The organism is Macrococcus epidermidis (assembly GCF_003259695.1).
In the GTDB taxonomy this organism is placed as follows: domain Bacteria; phylum Bacillota; class Bacilli; order Staphylococcales; family Staphylococcaceae; genus Macrococcoides; species Macrococcoides epidermidis.
Genome location: NZ_PZJH01000001.1, coordinates 537,715 through 559,295, shown reverse-complemented (window position 1 = coordinate 559,295; position 21,581 = coordinate 537,715). Strand labels below are relative to the sequence as shown.

The following is a 21,581-nucleotide window of genomic DNA, read 5'->3' as shown; positions in this document are numbered from 1 at the left end:
GAAGTCTCCTTAATAGATCTCTATATATTTTTGAGCTGAAGCATCCCAGCTATGATTTACTTTGGCAATATTCTTAATTAATGATTTGTACTCTTCTTTATTTCTATAGATTGCTAATGAAGCATATAAGCGGTCCAGTAATTCATGTGCATTATAATTAGCGAAACTTAAACCAGTACCCTCATGTGTCACATAATTAAATGGCATAACAGTATCTTTTAATCCACCTGTTTCTCTAACGATTGGTATTGATTTATACTGAAGTGCTATCAACTGACTTAACCCACATGGTTCGAATAATGATGGCATAATAAAGAAATCACTTGCAGCATAAATTTCTCTTGAAAATGCTTCATTAAATCCAAGATGTAAACTCACCTTATCAGGATACTTATCGCTTAAATAATGGAAATATTGTTCATATCGATAATCACCATTACCTAAAATAACAATTTGAACATCTTGCTGAACAAATTCTTCTAATATACGCATAACAAGATCGAGTCCCTTTTGTTCAACCATTCTTGTAATAACCGCGTACATAGGGATATCTTTATTGACTGGTAAATTAATTTTCTCTTGTAAAATTGTCTTATTCTCTTGTTTTTTAGGAATTGAACTTTTGAAATTAACCGGTATTGACGGATCTTTCATTGAATGATAATCATCAACATCAATGCCATTCACAATACCTATTAAATCATGGTGACGCATATTCAGCAAATCTTCTAAACCTTCTCCGTAATAAGGTGTCTTTATTTCATCAGCATAGCTTGGAGAAACCGTTGTAATCTTATCTGCATGGAAGATACCAGCTTTAAGTAAATTTAACATGCCGTTCCATTCAAAGCCTGCAAAATGTGTTCTATCTAAGTTAAACACATCTTCAAAAGCGTCGTACATCAGCAAACCTTGATATTTAATATTATGGATGGTAAAGACAGTCTTAATACCTTCTACCGGTCGTTTAATGTTACAAATTGCTACAGCTGCACCTGCTTGCCAGTCATGTCCGTGTAATACATCAGGTTTATAATCACTGCGATACATAAATTCTATTACTGCATTTGAAAAGAATACAAATCTTTCACAGTCATCTTCATATCCATACATACCATCACGACCGAAATACTGTAAATTATCAACAAAGTAATACTTAATGCCTTCTAATTCTAAAGATAAGATACGTGTATATTGAAAACGCCAGCCAACAGGTGTCTGGTAAACCATTTCTTCTTCTAGCATATCTCGATACTCTTTTTTCAAGCTTGCATACATCGGTAAAATGACACGAACTTCACATTGATTCGTTTGATTTAAATATTTTGGAAGACTACCAATTACATCGGCAAGTCCTCCAGATTTAAAGAATGGTGTACATTCTGAGGCCACAAACAATACTTTTTTCATTATTATCTTCCAACTTTCTGTTAAATTGTTTGTCGTTTGGCAACTACAAATGGTTTATCTGTCGATCCAATTAACTTTTGATGTTCATTAACCGTAACATCCTTATCAAGTATTACATTTTCAATGTAAGCATCTTTATGAATGCAGCAATTTGTCATTATAATTGAATTTTTAATCACTGCACCTTTTTCAACTTCTACACCACGATATAAGATACTATTTTCAACATGGCCTTCAATCACACACCCGTTAGCAACAGTTGAATTTTTAACGATACAGCCATCTTTATACTTTGTAGGTGGTTGATTAGAAATCTTAGTTTTGATACGGTTTTCTTTCATAAATATTTTCTTATATTTATCAGGATCTAAAATATCAAGATTACACTTGTAAAATGCTTTTAAAGAATTGATATACATCGTTGTCTCTTCAATATCAAAAAACATAATATTTAATTCATGCATACGTTCCTGAATACCTTGAACAAAGAAACTATCTTTATAATTTTGAATACAGAAATCCATAATTTCAAACAATTTATCTTTCTTCACGATATAAGTACCTGTAAAAATATGATGATTTTCCTGATCATGATTTAAAAATGTAACACGATCGCCATCTGTATTGACGCGTAACAATGGTTGATGCATTTCTTCCAAGTGCTCTTTTTGTTCTGTAATCAGTGTAATATCAGCATCACTTTCAATATGATGTTTAAAAGCTTCTTTATAATCCGTATTGGCAATAAATTGTGACCCTGAAATAATAACATCTGTTGCTTTTGATCTTGTAAAGAAATCACGGTTATTATGGAAATGACGCAAGTCACCACGAGAAATATCTGTCGGATCATGCCAATCAGGAGGTAAAACGAATAAACGAGATTGTCTATCATCTAATCCAAAGTTATCACCATTTTCCAGATGATCCATTAATGAACGATATTTCTGATTAACAAATAGAGCAACTTCATTTGCACCGCTATTTACCATATTCGATAAACTAAAATCTACAAGACGATAACGTCCTGCAAATGGAACACTTGCACCATTTCTAAAATAAGTTAATTCTTCTAAAAAATCATGTTCATTTTCGATATTGATTAATCCCATTAATGATCTCATTATTTCGTACCCCCTGTGAACTTGCTTAAATTATCTGGTCCAACTACAATTGGTTCTTCACTAGTATTGCCATCTATTACAGTGCCATCAGGAATATTTATTTTATCCATGATAATCGCCTTATCAATTTTACAGTTTTCACCGATTACTGTTTTAGGGTGAATAATAGAGTCTTTAATGAAAGTACCATTACCAACCGTTACTTCACTAAATAAAACGGAGTGTTCAACGTGACCAAAGATAAAAGATCCAGGACAAATTAATGAATCAGTTATATTAGCCTCACTACCGATAAATTGAGGTGGTAAATTAGCTTCATGAGAAAATGTTGGCCATGTTTTACTATTTAATAATTCAGATAAATCTTCATTTAATAAATCCATATTAGCTTCCCAATAAGACTGAATTGTCCCTACATCTTTCCAGTATCCATCAAAACGATAAGCATATAATAATTTATTATCCGCTAACATTTTTGGAATGATATCATTCCCGAAATCATGTTCAGATTGTGTATCTTTTTCATCTTCAACTAAATATTCACGTAATACTTTCCAGTTAAAGATATAAATGCCCATAGAAGCTAGATTATTTTTAGGAACTGCTGGTTTCTCATCAAACTCATAAATTTTAAGATCATCTTCCGTGTTTAAAATACCGAATCGACTTGCTTCTTCAAAAGGTACTTCGATTACAGAAATCGTCGCGTCTGCATTCTTTTCTTTATGATGATCAAGCATTGCCTGATAGTCCATTTGATAAATATGATCTCCTGATAATATTAATAAATATTCCGGATCATATTGATCGATAAAATGAATATTTTTTGTAATTGCATCAGCTGTTCCTTCAAACCATGAAGCACCAGTCTGATTAGCAAACGGTGCAAGAACTGTAACGCCACCATCAAGTTTATCAAGAGACCAAGGTTTACCCATACCAATATGGCGATTTAACATTAAAGGTGCATATTGCACGAGTACACCTACTGTATTAATATTTGAGTTCGTTAAATTACTTAATGTAAAATCAATGATTCTATATTTCCCCCCGAAAGGTACTGCTGGTTTTGCCACATTTTTTGTTAATTGACCTAACCTTGTACCTTTACCACCTGCTAATAACATACCAACAATTTCTTTAGCCATTTTGAAATCCCCTATTCTTAAATTATTTATAGTTTTCTTGCAAAAAATCCTTTACTTAGATTAATTTTTTCGCTCTTTAACTTTCTTATAAATAACAAAACCTAATGGTGGTATTTTCCCTTGTATCGAATGATTTAAACCATGCATAGGGTTTGGATTACTAAATAAATATTTTGATATTATCTGATTTGATCCGCCATATTGCTTAGCATCTGAATTAAATAACTCACGATATTTTCCTGGTTGTGACACACCAACTTTGAAATCATAATACACTTCAGGTGAGAAATTTAATAGTACGATGAGTTCAGTACCATCTTTTGCTCGACGGATATAACTTAATAATCGCTGCTCATTATTATCTGCATCAATCCATTGGAAACCATCGTGACTATAATCCTGTTCAAATAATGCTTTTTCTCTTAAATACAATTTATTAAAATCTTTTATGAAACGTTGTAAGCCGCTATGTACCGGATAATCGAGCAGGAACCAGTCAACTTGTTCTTTATCTTTCCATTCAGCATACATTCCTATTTCACTACCCATAAAATTTAGTTTCTTTCCTGGTTGTGTCAATTGATAGCCATACAATAATCTATATTGTGCAAACTTTCTCCATTCGTCACCTGGCATTTTATCAAGCATTGATAATTTACCATGAACAACTTCATCATGTGAAAAAGGCAATATATAATGTTCATTATATCGATACATCATCGGAAAATTGAGATGATTATGATGGCTTTGTCTGTCTTCCGGAGCTACTTTTAAATAATCTAATGTGTCATGCATAAATCCGAGATCCCATTTATAATCAAACCCAAATCCGCCATCTTTAACTGGTGTTGTAATAGACGTAATATCTGAAGAATCTTCTGCTATCATAATTGCATGTGGTACAGCTTTATGGATTTCATCATTTAATTTCTTTATAAAAGCTACCGCTTCTTTATGTTCATTTGTTCCTTCATCGTTATAAATCTTTTCATGATCTTCATGGTTCTCAAAATTGAGGTCTGTCATACTATGCACTGCATCAACTCTTAAACCATCAATATGATATTCCGTCAACCAGAAAATAGCATTTGAAATTAAAAAGCTCTGAACTTCTGTACGACCAAAATCAAAAGTTAATGTGCCCCAACTACGCTTTTCAGCGCGGTACATATCCTGATATTCAAATAATGGTGTACCATCAAACATGCGTAATCCATGTTCATCCTTACAAAAGTGTGCGGGTACCCAATCAAGAATGACACCGATATTATGCTGGTGACATTGATCGATAAAATATTTAAAATCCTGAGGTGTGCCAAATCTTGAAGTCGGTGCATAATATCCAGTTACCTGATAGCCCCAGCTTAAATCAAAAGGATGTTCAGTTATCGGCATCAGTTCAACATGTGTATAACCCATTTTAACTAAATATGGAACGAGCTTTTCTGCCATTTCAATATATGAAAAGTGCGTTTTATCGGTATAAGTATCTATCGTATCTTCTGGTGTTCGCTCAACATTATGCTTTTTCCATGTTCCGAGATGTACTTCATAAATATTCATCGGAGAAGATAGATGATTATATTGCTTACGTTTATTCATCCATTGCTCATCCTGCCAATTATAATCAATATCACGAACGATTGAAGCTGTAAGTGGTCGTTTCTCTGCATAAAATGCATAAGGATCCGATTTTAAAAACGGTTCTCCATTCCGAGGTGTTATTTTGTATTTATATGCGGTATTCTCCTGTACTTTGAACGTTCCTGAATAAATACCACTATCCTCAACTCGAGTTAGATTAAAATGATTCCCTGTCCAATTATTTTCATCTAATGCAACTGATACTTCTAAAGCATTTGGTGCCCAGACACTAAATGTCGTTTCTTTAGTCTCCGGTTTATAATGTGCACCTAAAAACGAATAAGATTGATAGTGTGTTCCCTGGTGAAATAAATATTTGTCTAAATCTGTTATCATGCCCTCACCCCTTACCGCTTCTATTCTCTATCTTTTATTATATGATAATTTTGTAAATATTACGTCAATTAGTGTAAATTAACCCAAAGAAATCATTACAATCGTGTTAACTTGTATGGCGTTAACCATAATAAAATTTATAACACAAATGCTTATATATTATTAGTATACATCTGTCATCATAATTTTAATAATAATATCATTTTATTTACTAATATCTGAAAAACTCGATATAATAATCGTATCAGGAGGTTGTTATGAGCACAGCATATATTGATGATTTTCAGATTATCACGTTACATTATGATTTAGTCGAAAATCCACAAAACTATTTTAAGACGATTCAACTTGTCAGCAATAAATTTGTACATAATCTCGATTTAATTGAAACGAATCATTTTGAAAATCATTCTTACTATAAGTTTAAAACAGATAGACCCATAGATATTTCAGATAAATTTTTTATTCATATCAAACAGTTAAAAATACCTGTAATCTTAGGTAAAGTTACCCAAACGGATACGTTTGAACAAATGTTTGATGCCCGTGAACATGAGTTTGGTGCAATTGTTCGTGACAATAAAACAACATTTACAGTGTGGTCGCCAGTTGCAAAAGTGATTAAGCTCAATATTAATGATAAGAGTCATACGATGGAGAAATTAAAAGATGGTACACACCGTATCACTTTATATGGAAATTACCATCTCCAAAGTTATCATTATGATGCATATATTAACCACCAATGGATTCAGGTAAATGATCCATACTCTAAAGGTTTGACATTGAATGCTACTGAATCTGTCGTTATCGATTTTAATAAAACGAACATCGACGGTTTCAATGACCTATCACGACCTGAAACAATGCAGAAAGATGCACTTATTTATGAAGTACATGTAAGAGATTTTACGATGCATCCTAATAGTGGGGTTTCTCCAGAGAAAAAAGGTAAATTACTTGGATTAGTCGAACCCCATACAACGACTGCAACAGGTGAATCAACAGGGTTTGATTACTTGACTCAATTAGGTATTACGCATGTAGAATTATTACCTATCAATGATTTTGCGCGTGTTGACGATGTGGAATTTGAAAAAGCATATAACTGGGGCTATGATCCTGAATATTTTCAGACAATCGATGGCAGTTATTCAATACAACCTACTAATGCCGCAAAAAGAATTCAGGAATTAAAACATGTTGTCCATGCATTTCATGAAAAAGGTATTGGCGTCATTTTAGACGTAGTATTTAACCATGTATTCTATATGCCGAATTCAAGTTTTGATAAACTCGTGCCAGGATATTACTTTAGATATCATGAGGACGGTATATTAAGTAACGGAACAGGCGTCGGTAATGACACAAAGACAGAACGTATAATGATGCGTAAGTTCTTTGTTGATACGATTAAATACTACATCCATGAATTTAAAATTGATGGGTTTCGATTTGATTTAATGGGAACGATTGATATTGATACTATGCATGAAATTAAATCTGTTGTCATGCAGGATAATCCAAATGCATTTTTACTTGGTGAAGGCTGGGATCTCGCTACAGCACTTCCGAAAGAACTTAAAACAACACACGAAAACGCATATAAACTTCCAGAGATACATTTTTTCAATGATTATTTTAGAGATACATTAAAAGGTAATAACTTTAATTTGATGGATCGAGGATATTTTAATGGTGGTGGCAGGTATTATGAAAAAATGTTCAATATATTTATTGGACGCAAAGGCGAGTTACCTGTGAACCAAACTGTGAACTATGTAGAAGTTCATGATAATCATACATTATTTGATCGCATCAACTATACAAGTAACAAATCTTTAGCAGAAAAAAATATGATCCATCAGTTAGCAACCGTCTTTACAATTTTATCACTGGGTACTCCGTTTCTTCATGCCGGCCAGGAATTTTACAGAACTAAATATGGCCATGGAAATACGTATAATTTAAGTGACTTCATCAACCGTATTGACTGGAATCGACGCATAAAATACAAAAAAGATATCAATCTGATAAAAAGAGCCATTCAAATTAGAAATGAACATCGCATTTTTAGATCTAAAAATATCGATAAAATCAATAAACGCATTATACCATTTGAATTAGAACATCCTTTGCTCGGTATTTTATTATTTGATTCAAAGTCCGAACTCATTTTACTTTTTAATCCAACACCATTACATCACATCGTCAACCTACCAAGAATGGGTGAATTTAAAGTCATCCTTTCGAACTATAATGAGGACATTGCAATTAAAAACTTTTACGACCTCAGTCCTTTTGAATATGTTGTATTAAAAAAGAAATTATAGGGAAAAGTCCAATAGAAATTAATTGTAAACGATATCATTACCTGTTTTAATAAAAATATGATGATTATTAAGGAGATGGAAGCACATGTCAGTTCGTGATTTATGGGAATCAAATATTGAAAACAGTTTAATTACACAAGAAGTTTATTCGGCCACTTCTGAAGCATTAAAAGAAGATGGCTATGTCGGTGCACTTGCATTCGGTACAGCAGGTATCCGTGGGAAAATCGGTCTAGGTCCGAATCGATTAAATAAATACACAGTTCAAAAAGTTGCTACAGGGCTTGCAAAATATTTAAATGAGGTGAAAAAGGATGCTACTGTCGTTATCGCTTATGATACACGTCATTTTTCGCCTGAATTTTGTGATGTGATTGCATGCGTACTTGGTAGTTATGGCGTGAAAACATTCATGTTTGATCGTTATCATACGACGCCTGAACTTTCTTACTGTGTAAGACACCTTAAAACAGATGCAGGTGTGATGATTACTGCTAGTCATAATCCTCCAGAATACAACGGTATCAAGATTTATGGGCCGGATGGCGGTCAGTTAGCATTAGAAGGTGCTGCAAAAGTAAGTGAATTTATTGATAAGATTGATGATGTGTTCAATTTACAATCTGAAGCTAAAGACGAATTAATTAATAAAGGTTTAATTGAATACGTAGAAACAAACGTTATTGAATCATATAAACAGGAAGTATTTAATTTAGTTGAAAGTATCCCAGCTTCAGACTTAAAGGTTGTATTTACGAGTTTACATGGGACAAGCGTTCCGATCGTGCCTGAGATTTTAGATGCACTGAACTTCACACAATATGAAGTCGTAAAAGAACAGGCTGTACCAGATGCAGATTTCTCTTCTGTAAAATCTGCAAACCCGGAAGATCACGATGCTTTTGATATGGCCATTGAATATGCTAAAAAAAGCAACGCTGATTTACTGATTGCGACGGATCCAGATGCTGATAGAATGGGTATTGTTGCTCAAGTTGATGAACAATTCCACTATTTTAATGGTAATCAAATTGGTGCATTACTTCTAAATTATAGAATTCAATCAACACAAGACACTAAAAATCGTGCAGCAGTAAAGTCTATTGTGACAAGTGAATTAGGTAAAGTCATTGCAGAACAAAATAATGTGAAAATGTTTGATGTGTTGACTGGCTTTAAATTTATCGCAGAAAAAATTGCTTCTTTTGAAGCAAATAAAGATTATAATTATATCTTTGGATATGAAGAAAGTTACGGATATATGGCTGGACCTTTCGTACGTGATAAAGATGCAGTACAAATCGTTCCATTGATTATTAAACATGCGAGCGAACTAAAAAATGAAGGTAAAACAATTGTTGATGCAATGAGTGAGATATATGCTAAATATGGCAACTATCAGGAAAAATTATTCTCACATACATTTGAAGGCCAAGAAGGTAAAGGCAAGATTGATACAATCATGAGTGAAAACAGACAAAATATACCTTCTGAAATTGCTGGATATAAAGTGATTAAAACTGAAGATTTCTTAGCGCAGACAAGCACTACCGCAGAAGGTATCACGAAATTAGAATTACCGCCAGCAAATGTATTAAAGTTCTACTTTGAAGAAGGATGGATTGCACTACGCCCATCTGGAACTGAACCTAAAATTAAATTATATGTATCAATGATTACAGACGAGATTGATACCATTGCTGAAAAAATTAACAATGAAATATTTGATAAGTAATACATTTAAAAATAAAGAGGCTGGGACAGTAGTGTTCTGCCACAAGCAAAAACCGAACAAAACTAATAAATCGCTCTTTGATTTATAGTTTTTGTTCGGTTTTTGTCGTAGTGGCAACTGCTGTGCCGCCGTTTAAGCTGTTAAACAGAAGAGGGCTAAGACTTATGTCTCACCCTCTTTATTTCGTAGGTTCAAACTTAAAGAAGTTTAACCACTCTATATCTTTAGATATAAAGATATAGATTACCATGATAATGATAAAAGTAATATGTAGAGGAAAGACATCCATTTTTAAGTCATTCATTTCACGATATGTTACAAAAAGCTTAAATGGAATTGTCATGATAATTAAAAAACGAATAATGTAAAAAAGCATCACTGTTTCTGGTGAAAAATATAAAGCGATGAGCTCAAATATGACAAATAGATTATATATTGTGTAATAACTGATTGAATCAACAAAAACTTTATAGAAATTATTCGTACGATTCAATGCCACCATTTGAATAAGAAAAGTAATAAATATTGAAATTAACGAGAAAATAGCCCCACTTACAGTCATTCTTAGTCCTGATTCAAAATTAAATTGCGTAGAATGAAATGCACCTAGTGCAAATATTAGCAGTAAATAGACGATAAAGTTCAGTACTGCAAAGAAAAAATATTTACTGCTTTTTGGATTATCAATAATTTTAATCGGCATTGCGATTGTTCTATAAACATAGTTAAAGAAAGAGTCGATTTGGTAATCAAACTCTTTAATAGGTCGTTTGACTTGCGCAATCAATTTATTTTTAGAAAATTTTTCATTATCCTTTATTTCAGTGTCTATTCTTTTTTTCCCAGCCACAGGTGTTGGATTCTTTATAAATTTATTAATATGTCCCCATTTGTCTGCCAAAATCTTCACCTCATAAAAAACTGTTTAATGTAAGTATACATTAAACAGTTTTTTTAACATTATAAAGTGTCACGCCATTCTGTTAAGCCGTCAATATCACTTGCTTCAATTTTGTTCATTTCTTTTGCGACTTGAATTAACGTATCAAAATCACTTAATGTGTAATATTCATAACCACTCTCTGCTAAACGTTCTTTACCTTTAGATAACTGATAGCTAAATATCGCTACAATCCCTAAAACTTCAGCACCATGCGCTTTTAAAGCATCAGCAGCATCGATTGCTGATCCACCAGTAGAAATTAAATCTTCTACAACAACGACTTTCTGCCCACGATCAACTTGTCCTTCAATCTGATTGCCTTTTCCATGTTTCTTACTTGAAGAACGTACATAGCTCATCGGTAAGTTCATCTTTTGAGCAACAAAAGCAGCATGGGGAATACCAGCTGTTGCAGTTCCAGCTAAAACTTCTACATCGCTGAAGTGTTCTTCGATCAATGTTTTTATACCTTCAGCAATTTCATCTCTGACTTCAGGGTAACTCATCGTTAAACGGTTATCACAATAAATCGGACTTTTAATTCCTGATGACCATGTAAATGGATCATTTGGTTGTAGAGATACTGCTCCAATTTCTAATAATGATTTCGCTATATTTTTACTTAACATGATTTTCCCACGCTTTCTTTATTGAATAATATTTTTCTACAGGATTATCGTCTTGAGTGATTGATCTACCAACTACAATATGCGTTGAACCATTCTCTTTAGCGAATTCCGGTGTCGCCACTCGCACTTGATCTCCAACAGCATCAGCTAATGTTCTAATCCCTGGAGTTACTTTTAAAAAGTCTTCACCTAAAGCATCTCTTAACATTTTACTTTCATTAGCAGAACATACAACACCATCTAGACCAGCATCACGTGTTAATGTTGCGTAATTTAATATGCATTCATCAATTGTTAGCGGTATACCTTGTTCATTTTGCATTACTGCTTCCGATGTACTTGTCAATTGCGTTACAGCTATTAATTTCGCTTCACTTCCTGCATCACGCAATCCATTCATCGCTTCCTGCATCATCTTTTTTCCGCCTGCAGCGTGCACATTCACCAATTGTATATCTAGTTTTCCTAATCCTAACATGGCTTGACGCACGGTATTAGGTATATCATAAAGTTTTAGGTCTAAAAATATTTCATGGCCTTGACTACGAATCACTTTCACAATTTCCGGACCATTCTGCATAAATAATTCCATACCGACTTTCACAAATAACGGTTCATCAAATGGTTTTAAAAATTCATTTACTTCATCCATATTTTTAAAATCTAATGCAATAATCGGTTTATGAAACATTTATTTTGCCTCCAATAATTGATGCGTTCTATTTTTTAATTCATGAATATGGTTTACACCAAGTTTATCTAAATAATCTGGTAAATTGTTAATGATATCTATACATACATTAGGATTCTGGAAGTTTGCTGTACCTACTGCAACAGCATCAGCACCTACAGAAATAAAGTCAATTACATCCTGTGCATCAGTAACGCCACCCATTGCAATAATCGGGAATTCAGGTAAGGCTTTACGCACCTCATAAACCATACGCATTGCTACCGGTTTGACTGCAGGTCCACTCAGTCCTCCGACAACATTGGCAATAATCGGAGCACCTGTTTTTTCATTGATACGAAGACCAACAAGTGTATTTATCATAGTAATACCATCAGCATATTCAGCAACAGCTACTGCCATTTCTACGATATTCGTAACGTTCGGTGATAATTTAACATATACGGGTACATGAGAGACTGCTTTAACTTTTCGTGTTAATTCAGCTGCAGTTTTTGGGTCTGTTCCGAACTGTATACCACCCTCTTTTACATTTGGACAACTGATATTCAACTCTAAAGCTTTAACATTTGGTGATTGTGAAATCTTTTCAGCAACCTCAACATAGTCTTCTTCTTTTGAACCCGCAACATTTGCTATAATCGGTGTTTCAAATTGTTCAAGCCATTTCAATTCATGTGCAATAATATGGTCAACACCAGGATTTTGTAACCCAATCGCATTGATCATACCGCTTGAAGTTTCAGCAACACGTGGTGTTGGATTCCCAAAGCGCATCTCAGGTGTTGCAGCTTTTATCATTATGGCACCTAGTTCATTTAAATCATAAAAGTTCGCAAATTCTTTTCCGAATGCGAAACAGCCGCTAGCAGGCATAATCGGATTTTTTAAATCTAATCCTGGTAATTTAACATTTAATCGACTCATAGGGCTAACGCTCCTTTCTCAAATACAGGACCGTCTGTACATATTTTTACATAACCTTCTTCATTATCAGCTTTGCATACACATGCATAACATGCACCGATACCGCACCCCATTCGCTCTTCAAGTGATACATATCCTGGCGTATCAGGTAATGCGTTTTCTATCGCTTTTATCATCACAATTGGACCACATGTATAAAAAGTATCATAAGTCTGAGGTAATGCTTCAATAACATCAGTGACAAATCCTTGCGTACCGAAAGAACCATCGACTGTTGCGATATGTGTTTCACCTAAAGCACTAAACTGCTCCAGGTAAAACATATCTTCTTTTGATTGGAAACCTAATACATGAATTGTTTTAATACCACGTGCATTTAATTGTTTCGATAATTCATATAAAGGCGGAACACCTATACCTCCGCCGATAAGTAATGCAGTATTTCCTGCTGCATCAACAGGGAAACCATGTCCAAGTGGTGCGAGAATATCAACAGTATCACCTTGTTTTAATTGTGATAATGCTTGAGTACCTTTACCATCTGCACGATATAAACAAGTTAATGTATGTTTAGATTGATCAACTTCGCAAATAGAAATGGGACGACGTAGCATAAACTCAGAAGAATTCCCTATTCTAATATGAACAAACTGTCCAGGTGTTGTCATTTCTTTCGTAATTTGACCTTCAAGTACAATTTCAAAAATATTTTTTGCGATACCTTGTTGACTAACGACTCTCATTTCTTCCTGCATTGTGATCCCTCCTACATTTGATTCATATTAAATGTCATACTCTCAATCACTTCAATTAATGCACGTGCAGTATCTAATGATGTTAGGCATGGTACACCATTATCAACAGAATCACGTCTTATCTGGAAGCCATCACGTTCAGTTTGCTTACCATTTGTCATTGTGTTAATAACAATTTGAACATGTCCATCACGAATAACATCTAATAAGTTAAATTCTGTACCTATCTTACTTACTTCTACCGCCGGAATATTATTCTCTTTTAATAGTTTAGCAGTGCCACTTGTTGCCATAATACGGTAGCCAATTTCATGTAATCGTTTTGCAAGGCCTAGCGCTTCCTGTTTGTCTTTATCTGCTACAGTGATTAATGCTGTACCATGATCTTTTACCTGTAATCCACTTGCTACTAATCCTTTGTATAATGCTTTTTCAAGCGTTTTATCTTTTCCCATCACTTCACCAGTTGATTTCATCTCTGGTCCTAATGTAATATCAACATTTTTAAGTTTTGAGAAACTAAATACAGGTGCTTTTACGAATACACCATCTTTGAATGGTACTAAACCTTCTGTGTAACCTTTATCCAGTAATGACTCTCCTAAAATACCTTTCATTGCGATATTTGCCATCGGAACATCTGTAATCTTACTTAAGAATGGAACTGTACGAGATGCACGTGGGTTTACTTCTAATACATAAACTTCTTCATCCGCAATAACAAATTGTATGTTTAATAATCCTACGATTTCTAATCCATGCGCTAAGCGTGTCGTGTAGTCTACTAACGTATCGATTTGTTTTTCAGTTAATGTTTGTGGTGGGTAAACTGCGATTGAATCACCAGAGTGAACCCCAGCACGTTCAATGTGTTCCATAATACCTGGAATCACCACTGTCTTACCATCACAGATGGCATCCACTTCAATTTCTTTACCTGTTAAGTAACGGTCAATTAATACCGGATGTTCTGGACTTGCTTTAACCGCTCTATTCATATAATCCACAAGTTCAGGCTCATTATATACGATTTCCATCGCACGACCACCTAATACATATGATGGACGAACGAGTACCGGATAACCGATAAAGTTAGCATTATCTACCGCTTCTTCTACAGATGTTGCCGTTTTACCTAATGGTTGAGGAATTTCAATTCTTTGCATTAACGCTTCAAATTCTTTACGGTCTTCAGCACGGTCTAAATTTTCTAAAGAAGTTCCTAATACTTTTACACCGTATTTCGTTAATTTTTCTGCTAAGTTGATTGCTGTTTGTCCACCGAACTGAACGACTACACCTTCAGGTTGTTCAAGGTTAATAATGTTCATAACATCTTCTTCAGTTAATGGTTCAAAGTATAATTTGTCTGAGATAGAGAAGTCCGTTGACACAGTTTCAGGGTTATTGTTAATGATAATCGCTTCATAACCCATTTCACGAATTGCCCATACAGCATGCACTGTCGCATAGTCAAATTCTACCCCTTGACCGATACGAATAGGTCCAGATCCTAATACGATGACTTTCTTCTTATCACTTACGATAGATTCATTTTCAGTTTCATATGTACCATAGAAGTATGGTGTATTCGATTCAAATTCTGATGCACATGTATCAACCATCTTAAATACTGGATTGATATTATTAGCTTGTCTTAAATCATAGATTTCACGTTCAGTCATATTCCAGCGATGTGCAATAACACGGTCGCTAAAGCCATATTTTTTCGCCCATTCTAAACGATCAATATCGCCGATATGTTCTTTTAGGTCATGCTCGATATCTATAATATGCTGGAATTTATTTAAGAAGAAGTAATCAATCTTCGTCCATTCATGAATATCATCTAAAGAAATGCCACGACGAATTGCTTCACCAATAAAGAATAAACGCTCATCATCTTGCTCTTTAATACGTTTTTCAATAAAATCTAATTCGAAGTTTTCACCGTTCGGTAATCCTAAATGGTGTACACCATATTCTAAAGAACGAATTGCCTTTAATAATGACTCTTCGTATGTACGTCCGATAGCCATGACTTCACCAGTTGCTTTCATTTGTGTTCCGAGTACACGCTCACCTTTTTCAAATTTATCAAACGGGAAACGTGGAATTTTAGATACAACATAGTCAAGCGCTGGTTCAAATGCTGCATAGCTTGTACCTGTTACCGGATTTAACATTTCATCTAATGTTAGACCTACCGCTATCTTCGCTGCAAGCTTTGCAATTGGATATCCTGTTGCTTTTGAAGCTAAAGCTGACGAACGAGATACACGTGGATTAACTTCGATAATATAGTAATTAAATGAATGTGGATCTAATGCTAACTGTACGTTACATCCACCTTCAATTTTTAACGCACGAATGATTCTTAATGATACGTCACGTAACATGTGATATTCTTTGTCGCTTAATGTTTGTGAAGGTGCTACTACGATTGAATCCCCTGTGTGAATACCGACTGGATCAATGTTTTCCATATTACAAACTACGATTGCATTATCATTTGAGTCTCTCATTACTTCGTACTCAATTTCTTTATAACCTGCGATTGATTTTTCAATTAAACATTGTGTAACGGGTGAATATTTCAAACCATTCGTTACGATTTCAATTAATTCTCTCTCATCGTGACAAATACCGCCACCTGTACCACCCATCGTAAATGCCGGGCGTACAATTACTGGGTAACCAATTTCATTTGCAAAATCAACTGCCTGTTCAACCGTATTCACGATATCACTTTCAGGAACCGGAACATCTAATTCGTACATTAAGCTTCTGAATAAGTCTCTATCTTCTGCCTGGTTGATAGAAGATAATTCTGTTCCTAATAGTTTAACGTTGTTTTCTTTTAAGATACCCGCTTCTTCTAATTGAACAGCCATATTTAAACCTGTTTGTCCACCTAAAGTCGGCAGTAATGCATCGGGTTGTTCTTTACGGATAATACGCGCAACGAAATCTAATGTTAATGGTTCGATGTAAACTTTATCTGCAATTTCTGTATCTGTCATGATGGTTGCTGGATTTGAGTTCACAAGAATAACTTTGTATCCTTCTTCTTTTAAGGCAAGACATGCTTGTGTGCCGGCGTAGTCAAATTCTGCTGCTTGGCCGATAATAATTGGACCTGATCCAATCACTAGAATTGTTTTAATATCATTACGTTTAGGCATTATTTTGCACGCTCCTTAAAGTTAGTCATTAAATCAATAAATTCATCAAATAAGTAGTTCGGATCATGTGGCCCTGGAGATGCTTCAGGGTGATATTGTACTGAAAATGCTGGTAATTTTTTATGTTTGACACCTTCAACTGTACCGTCATTTAATGCAATGTGTGTAATTTCTAAATCTGTGTTTGCAATCGAATCTGCGTCAACTGCATAGCCATGGTTTTGTGACGTGATTTCAATCTTACCTGTTGCTAAGTTTTTAACTGGGTGGTTCGCGCCTCGGTGACCGAATTTTAATTTAAAAGTCGTTGCGCCACACGCTAAGCTGAATAATTGATGTCCTAAACAAATACCGAAGAATGGTACTTTTCCTAAAATTCCTTTAATCATTTCAATGCCTTCAGTCACAACTTCTGGATTACCTGGTCCGTTTGAAAGCATTACGCCATCCGGTTGTACACGTAAGATTTCTTCAGCAGTAGTAGTGTAAGGCATTACAGTCACATCACAACCACGTAAGTTTAATTCTCGAACGATATTTTCTTTTTTACCAAAGTCAATCAGTACAACACGTAAGTCACTACCTGTTGAGATATATGGTGTTTTTGTAGAGACTTGTGCGACTTCATCTGTAGGTAACTCAGTTGTTTTTAATGATGCAATCGTTGCATCAACTTTAGAAGCATCATTGATAAGTGCAGCACGTAAGACACCATGCTGTCTAATGATTCGAGTTAATTGACGTGTATCAACACCGTCAATACCAGGCACATCATAACTTTTTAATGTTTCATCAAGGCTTGCAGTATTTCTAAAGTTACTTGGAAAATCACATAATTCACGAATAACCATCGCCTTTAAAGATGGATTTAATGTTTCAAAGTCATCTCTGTTAATACCATAATTGCCGATTAACGGATAAGTGAATGTAATAATCTGTCCTGTATAAGATGGATCAGACAATGTTTCCTGATAACCTGTCATCGCAGTGTTAAATACGATTTCTCCAACTACTTCTTTATCGCTACCAAATGCATAGCCATTAAATACTGTACCGTCTTCTAATACTAAATATTTTTTATTACGCATGGTGTGCCCCCTCATAAGCTAATTGACCTTCTACAAATGTCTTCGTTACGTTACCGAATACTTTTTCGCCGATAAATGGTGTGTTACTTGATTTTGATAAGAAATCCTCAGCTTTGATTTCATATTCTTGTTCTAAATCAATTACTGTAATATCTGCAATACCACCAACTTCTAATGGTTTGCCATATGGTAAGTTAAATACTTTACCAGGTTTTACTGCTAAATAATCAACTAATTGTTGTAATGACCAGTCCCCGCTTTTAACGAACTTTGTATATAATAACGGGAATGCTGTTTCGCTACCAACGATACCAAAAGGTGCTTTCGTCATCGGTTGTGCTTTTTCATCAGCAGCGTGTGGGGCATGATCTGTTGCGATAAAATCAATCGTGCCATCTAATAACGCTTCAATTAACGCGTCATGATCTTCTTTTGCACGTAACGGTGGATTCATTTTAAGAATCGCGTCATCTTTTGTGATTACTTCTTCATTCAATAATAAGTGATGTGGCGTAACTTCTGCAGTGACTTTAATACCTGCACGTTTCGCATCACGTATAACTCGGACACTTTCTTTACTTGACACGTGACATACATGGTAATGACAATCCGCGGCTTCTGCCAGTAACACGTCACGAGCAATTTGAACCGCTTCACAAATTGAAGGGATTCCAGGAATATTTAATGCTTTACTCACTTTACCTTCATGCATCGCACCGCCATAAATCAGTGAATTATCTTCACAATGTGCAACAATCGCCATATCAAGTGCTGCTGCTTGTTGCATCGCTTCATACATTACTGAAGCAGTTTGTACGCCGACACCATCATCTGTAAAAGCGAATGCACCATGTTCTTTTAATGCTTTAAAATCAACAAGTTCTTCACCTTTTTGTCGCACTGAGATAGAAGCATATGGTAATACACGAACTTTCGCATTCTTTTCAATTGAAGCGTTTAATGCGTCCAGGTTTTCTACTGAATCTGGTACTGGACGCGTATTCGGCATCGGGCATACAGTTGTGAATCCCCCACGTGCTGCAGCTTTTGTACCTGTTTCAATCGTTTCTTTATGTTCGCCACCTGGTTCACGTAAATGAACGTGCACATCGACAAAACCTTGAGATACAAACTGTCCGTTTAGATCGATAATTTCTGAATTATAGACATTTAGTTTTTCACCGATTTCAGTAATCTTTCCATCTTCAATTCTAATATCTCGCTCTGTTAATTCACCATTGATTAATATTTTGCCACCTCTAAGTAATGTTGACATTGTATGCACTCCTTGAAATATGATTTATGTTTATTTTACAATTTTCTTATTCTTATTACACGTTATTACTGATTTCCTTCAATGACTTGAGATAATACACTCATTCGAGTATATACACCGTTCTCCATTTGTTTAAAGATTCTCGCTTTCGGTGCTTCCACGAGGTCGCTTGCTATTTCAACATCGCGATTAACTGGCGCAGGATGTAAAATGATTGCATTATCTTTTAATTTGTCATAACGCGCTTGATTAAGACCAAATCTGTTATTATACGCTTCTTTTGTAAACGATGATGCTTTATCATGACGTTCATGTTGTACACGAAGTAACATGCATACATCCACTTCTTCTATCACATCATCAATATTTACGTAATCAGCGGGTATTGATTTATCGATCCAGGCTTCCGGTGCTACAAATTTAACATCTGCACCTAAACGAGTTAAAGCATCGTAGTTACTTCGTGCAACACGTGAGTTCAAGATATCTCCGCAAATCACTACTTTTAAACCATCGAACTTCCCGAACTCTTCATAAATCGTCATCAAATCTAATAAACATTGAGTTGGATGCTGTCCTGACCCGTCACCACCATTAACAATTGGTATATTTAATCCATCTAACTGTTTATAGTAATCATTCTCTGGATGACGGATGACTAAAACGTTACATCCGATACTTTCCAGTGTTTTGCATGTATCATAAAGACTTTCACCTTTTGTTACTGACGAAGTACCAGTTTCAAACGGTATCACTTGCATACCTAATTTACGTTCTGCCACTTCGAATGAACATTTTGTGCGTGTAGAGTTTTCAAAAAATAAGTTTGCTGCATAAATTTCAGAAAAATTTGCGACATTACCATTTTTTATATCGATTGCACGTTGAATCGTAGTCATGATTGCTTCGTTAGATAAATCTGTGATCGAGTGTAAATGTCTCAAAGTAAATAGCCCCTTTTTATTTTATTGTATTTTTTTAGTAATCTTCATGTGTTTTTGATTCAGGCAAGATAGCGTTTAATATAATACCTGCAAGTGCTGCTAACGCCATACCTTCAATATTTAAATGAATTTGATTCACTGTTAAATCAATGTGGGCTTTACCAATCCCTAAAACTAAAATGACAGAAGCGATGACTAAGTTTCGCTTATCGCCAAAATCCACTTTCGATTCAACGAGCATACGTAAACCACTTGAAGCGATAATACCGAATAACAGGATTGACACACCACCCATTACTGGAGTTGGAATACTTGATACAAGTGCTGTAAATTTACCTACAAATCCTAAGATAAGCGCAAGGACTGCTGCACCACCGATCACCCAGATACTATAAATTCTTGTAATCGCAAGAACGCCAATGTTTTCACCATAAGTTGTACTTGGTGGTCCACCGATCAGTGAAGCGACCATTGTTGAAATTCCATCACCCATTAAACTGCGATGTAATCCAGGATTTTTAAAGAAGTTACGTCCTACAATTTTATTAATTACGATTTGGTGACCAATATGTTCACTAACCGTTACGAATACGATTGGTAACATAATCATTATCAATACCCAATCAAACTGTGGTTCATAATTAACATATGGTAAATATACTTTCGGCGCTTCAAACCATTGTGCTTTTTCTATACCTGTGAAATCTACTACGCCTAGAAAGATAGAAGTTATATATCCAACAATTATTCCAATAAGTACCGGGATAATTGATAAGAAACCTCTCACTGCCACAGAAAAAATAATTACTGTTAACAGTGTAATCAATGCAATACTTAAATATGTAAGGTTATAGCCCTTCATTGCACCACTATCTGTATACATTGCCATATTAACTGCAACTGGTGCTAATCCTAAACCAATGACCATAATCACCGGTCCAACTACAACTGGTGGTAAAAGTTTAAGTAACCAATTGACTCCAACCATTTTGATTATCAGTCCGATAATAACGTACATTAAACCACTCATGAAAAGAGCCATTAACATTTCACCCATCTCATGGGTTTTAAGACCCACGATAATTGGTGTGATGAATGCGAAACTTGAGCCTAAATAGGCAGGAATTTTTCCTTTTGTAATTAATATATAAAGTAACGTACCTAGACCAGATGCAATTAACGCAGCTGACACTGGTAATCCTGTTAAATAAGGTACTAATACTGTGGCACCAAACATTGCAAATAAATGTTGCGAACTCAGTAAGAACCATTGACTTGCTTTCGGTTTTTCGTGTACATCGAGTACTGGTTCAACAGTTCTTTCGTAAATTTCTTCATTTGTAGAATTCATAATTTCCTCCCTTTTTACCATTAAAAAAGTCTCTTTGCACATGCAAAGAGACTTAAGTGTCT

The 21,581-nt window shown here is 34.8% G+C and carries 16 protein-coding genes; 2 read left to right on the top strand and 14 right to left on the bottom strand.

Features of this window, described 5'->3' with window-relative positions; all coding sequences use genetic code 11:
• Positions 1 to 9: 9 nt before the first annotated feature.
• Genes BHU61_RS02915 through glgB form a run of 4 tightly spaced genes read right to left on the bottom strand, consistent with a single transcriptional unit; the run spans position 10 to position 5,662 of the window.
• Positions 10 to 1,410: a glycogen synthase gene (locus BHU61_RS02915; protein WP_170122437.1), complete on the bottom strand. Its 1,401-nt coding sequence runs from the start codon at positions 1,408 to 1,410 to the stop codon at positions 10 to 12.
• A gap of 20 nt (positions 1,411 to 1,430) precedes the next feature.
• Positions 1,431 to 2,534: a glucose-1-phosphate adenylyltransferase subunit GlgD gene (gene glgD, locus BHU61_RS02910; RefSeq protein WP_111714532.1), complete on the bottom strand. Its 1,104-nt coding sequence runs from the start codon at positions 2,532 to 2,534 to the stop codon at positions 1,431 to 1,433.
• The gene (locus tag BHU61_RS02905; protein ID WP_111714531.1) at positions 2,534 to 3,682 is read right to left on the bottom strand and encodes a glucose-1-phosphate adenylyltransferase; all 1,149 of its coding nucleotides are present in this window, start codon (positions 3,680 to 3,682) and stop codon (positions 2,534 to 2,536) included. The genes glgD and BHU61_RS02905 overlap by 1 nt, the downstream gene beginning before the upstream one ends.
• Positions 3,683 to 3,742: 60 nt before the next feature.
• Positions 3,743 to 5,662 (bottom strand): 1,4-alpha-glucan branching protein GlgB, encoded by a 1,920-nt coding sequence (gene glgB / locus BHU61_RS02900; protein WP_111714530.1) that lies wholly within the window; start codon positions 5,660 to 5,662, stop codon positions 3,743 to 3,745.
• 257 nt (positions 5,663 to 5,919) lie between these two features.
• Here glgB and pulA point away from each other — a divergent pair, with 257 nt between their 5' ends.
• Both pulA and BHU61_RS02890 read left to right on the top strand, forming a co-directional pair.
• A complete protein-coding gene (pulA, locus tag BHU61_RS02895; RefSeq protein WP_111714529.1) occupies positions 5,920 to 7,995 on the top strand; it encodes a type I pullulanase in 2,076 nt (691 codons plus the stop codon).
• An 85-nt stretch (positions 7,996 to 8,080) separates the two neighbouring features.
• Entirely contained in the window at positions 8,081 to 9,730 is a 1,650-nt protein-coding gene (locus tag BHU61_RS02890; protein WP_111714528.1) for a phospho-sugar mutase, read from the top strand.
• 178 nt (positions 9,731 to 9,908) lie between these two features.
• Here BHU61_RS02890 and BHU61_RS02885 read toward each other — a convergent pair whose 3' ends face one another.
• The 10 genes from BHU61_RS02885 to BHU61_RS02840 all read right to left on the bottom strand — a co-directional run bounded on the left by BHU61_RS02885 (position 9,909) and on the right by BHU61_RS02840 (position 21,519).
• Positions 9,909 to 10,631, bottom strand: coding sequence for a hypothetical protein (locus BHU61_RS02885; RefSeq protein WP_111714527.1), 723 nt, complete (start codon positions 10,629 to 10,631; stop codon positions 9,909 to 9,911).
• 59 nt (positions 10,632 to 10,690) lie between these two features.
• A complete protein-coding gene (gene pyrE, locus BHU61_RS02880) occupies positions 10,691 to 11,302 on the bottom strand; it encodes an orotate phosphoribosyltransferase (RefSeq protein ID WP_111714526.1) in 612 nt (203 codons plus the stop codon).
• Positions 11,292 to 11,993, bottom strand: coding sequence for an orotidine-5'-phosphate decarboxylase (pyrF, locus tag BHU61_RS02875; protein ID WP_111714525.1), 702 nt, complete (start codon positions 11,991 to 11,993; stop codon positions 11,292 to 11,294). The genes pyrE and pyrF overlap by 11 nt, the downstream gene beginning before the upstream one ends.
• The gene (locus tag BHU61_RS02870; RefSeq protein WP_111714524.1) at positions 11,994 to 12,920 is read right to left on the bottom strand and encodes a dihydroorotate dehydrogenase; all 927 of its coding nucleotides are present in this window, start codon (positions 12,918 to 12,920) and stop codon (positions 11,994 to 11,996) included. It abuts the gene before it with no gap.
• Positions 12,917 to 13,681 (bottom strand): dihydroorotate dehydrogenase electron transfer subunit, encoded by a 765-nt coding sequence (locus BHU61_RS02865; RefSeq protein ID WP_199798208.1) that lies wholly within the window; start codon positions 13,679 to 13,681, stop codon positions 12,917 to 12,919. The genes BHU61_RS02870 and BHU61_RS02865 overlap by 4 nt, the downstream gene beginning before the upstream one ends.
• 5 nt (positions 13,682 to 13,686) lie before the next feature.
• Positions 13,687 to 16,860, bottom strand: coding sequence for a carbamoyl-phosphate synthase large subunit (gene carB, locus BHU61_RS02860; protein WP_111714522.1), 3,174 nt, complete (start codon positions 16,858 to 16,860; stop codon positions 13,687 to 13,689).
• Entirely contained in the window at positions 16,860 to 17,948 is a 1,089-nt protein-coding gene (gene carA / locus BHU61_RS02855) for a glutamine-hydrolyzing carbamoyl-phosphate synthase small subunit (protein WP_111714521.1), read from the bottom strand. Before carA ends, carB begins: the two co-directional genes overlap by 1 nt.
• Positions 17,941 to 19,224 (bottom strand): dihydroorotase, encoded by a 1,284-nt coding sequence (locus tag BHU61_RS02850; RefSeq protein WP_111714520.1) that lies wholly within the window; start codon positions 19,222 to 19,224, stop codon positions 17,941 to 17,943. Before BHU61_RS02850 ends, carA begins: the two co-directional genes overlap by 8 nt.
• A 65-nt stretch (positions 19,225 to 19,289) precedes the next feature.
• Positions 19,290 to 20,168 (bottom strand): aspartate carbamoyltransferase catalytic subunit, encoded by an 879-nt coding sequence (locus BHU61_RS02845; RefSeq protein ID WP_111714519.1) that lies wholly within the window; start codon positions 20,166 to 20,168, stop codon positions 19,290 to 19,292.
• Positions 20,169 to 20,202: 34 nt separating this feature from the next.
• On the bottom strand, positions 20,203 to 21,519 hold the full coding sequence (locus BHU61_RS02840) for a uracil-xanthine permease family protein (protein WP_099580810.1): 1,317 nt from the start codon (positions 21,517 to 21,519) through the stop codon (positions 20,203 to 20,205).
• Positions 21,520 to 21,581 lie beyond the last annotated feature (62 nt).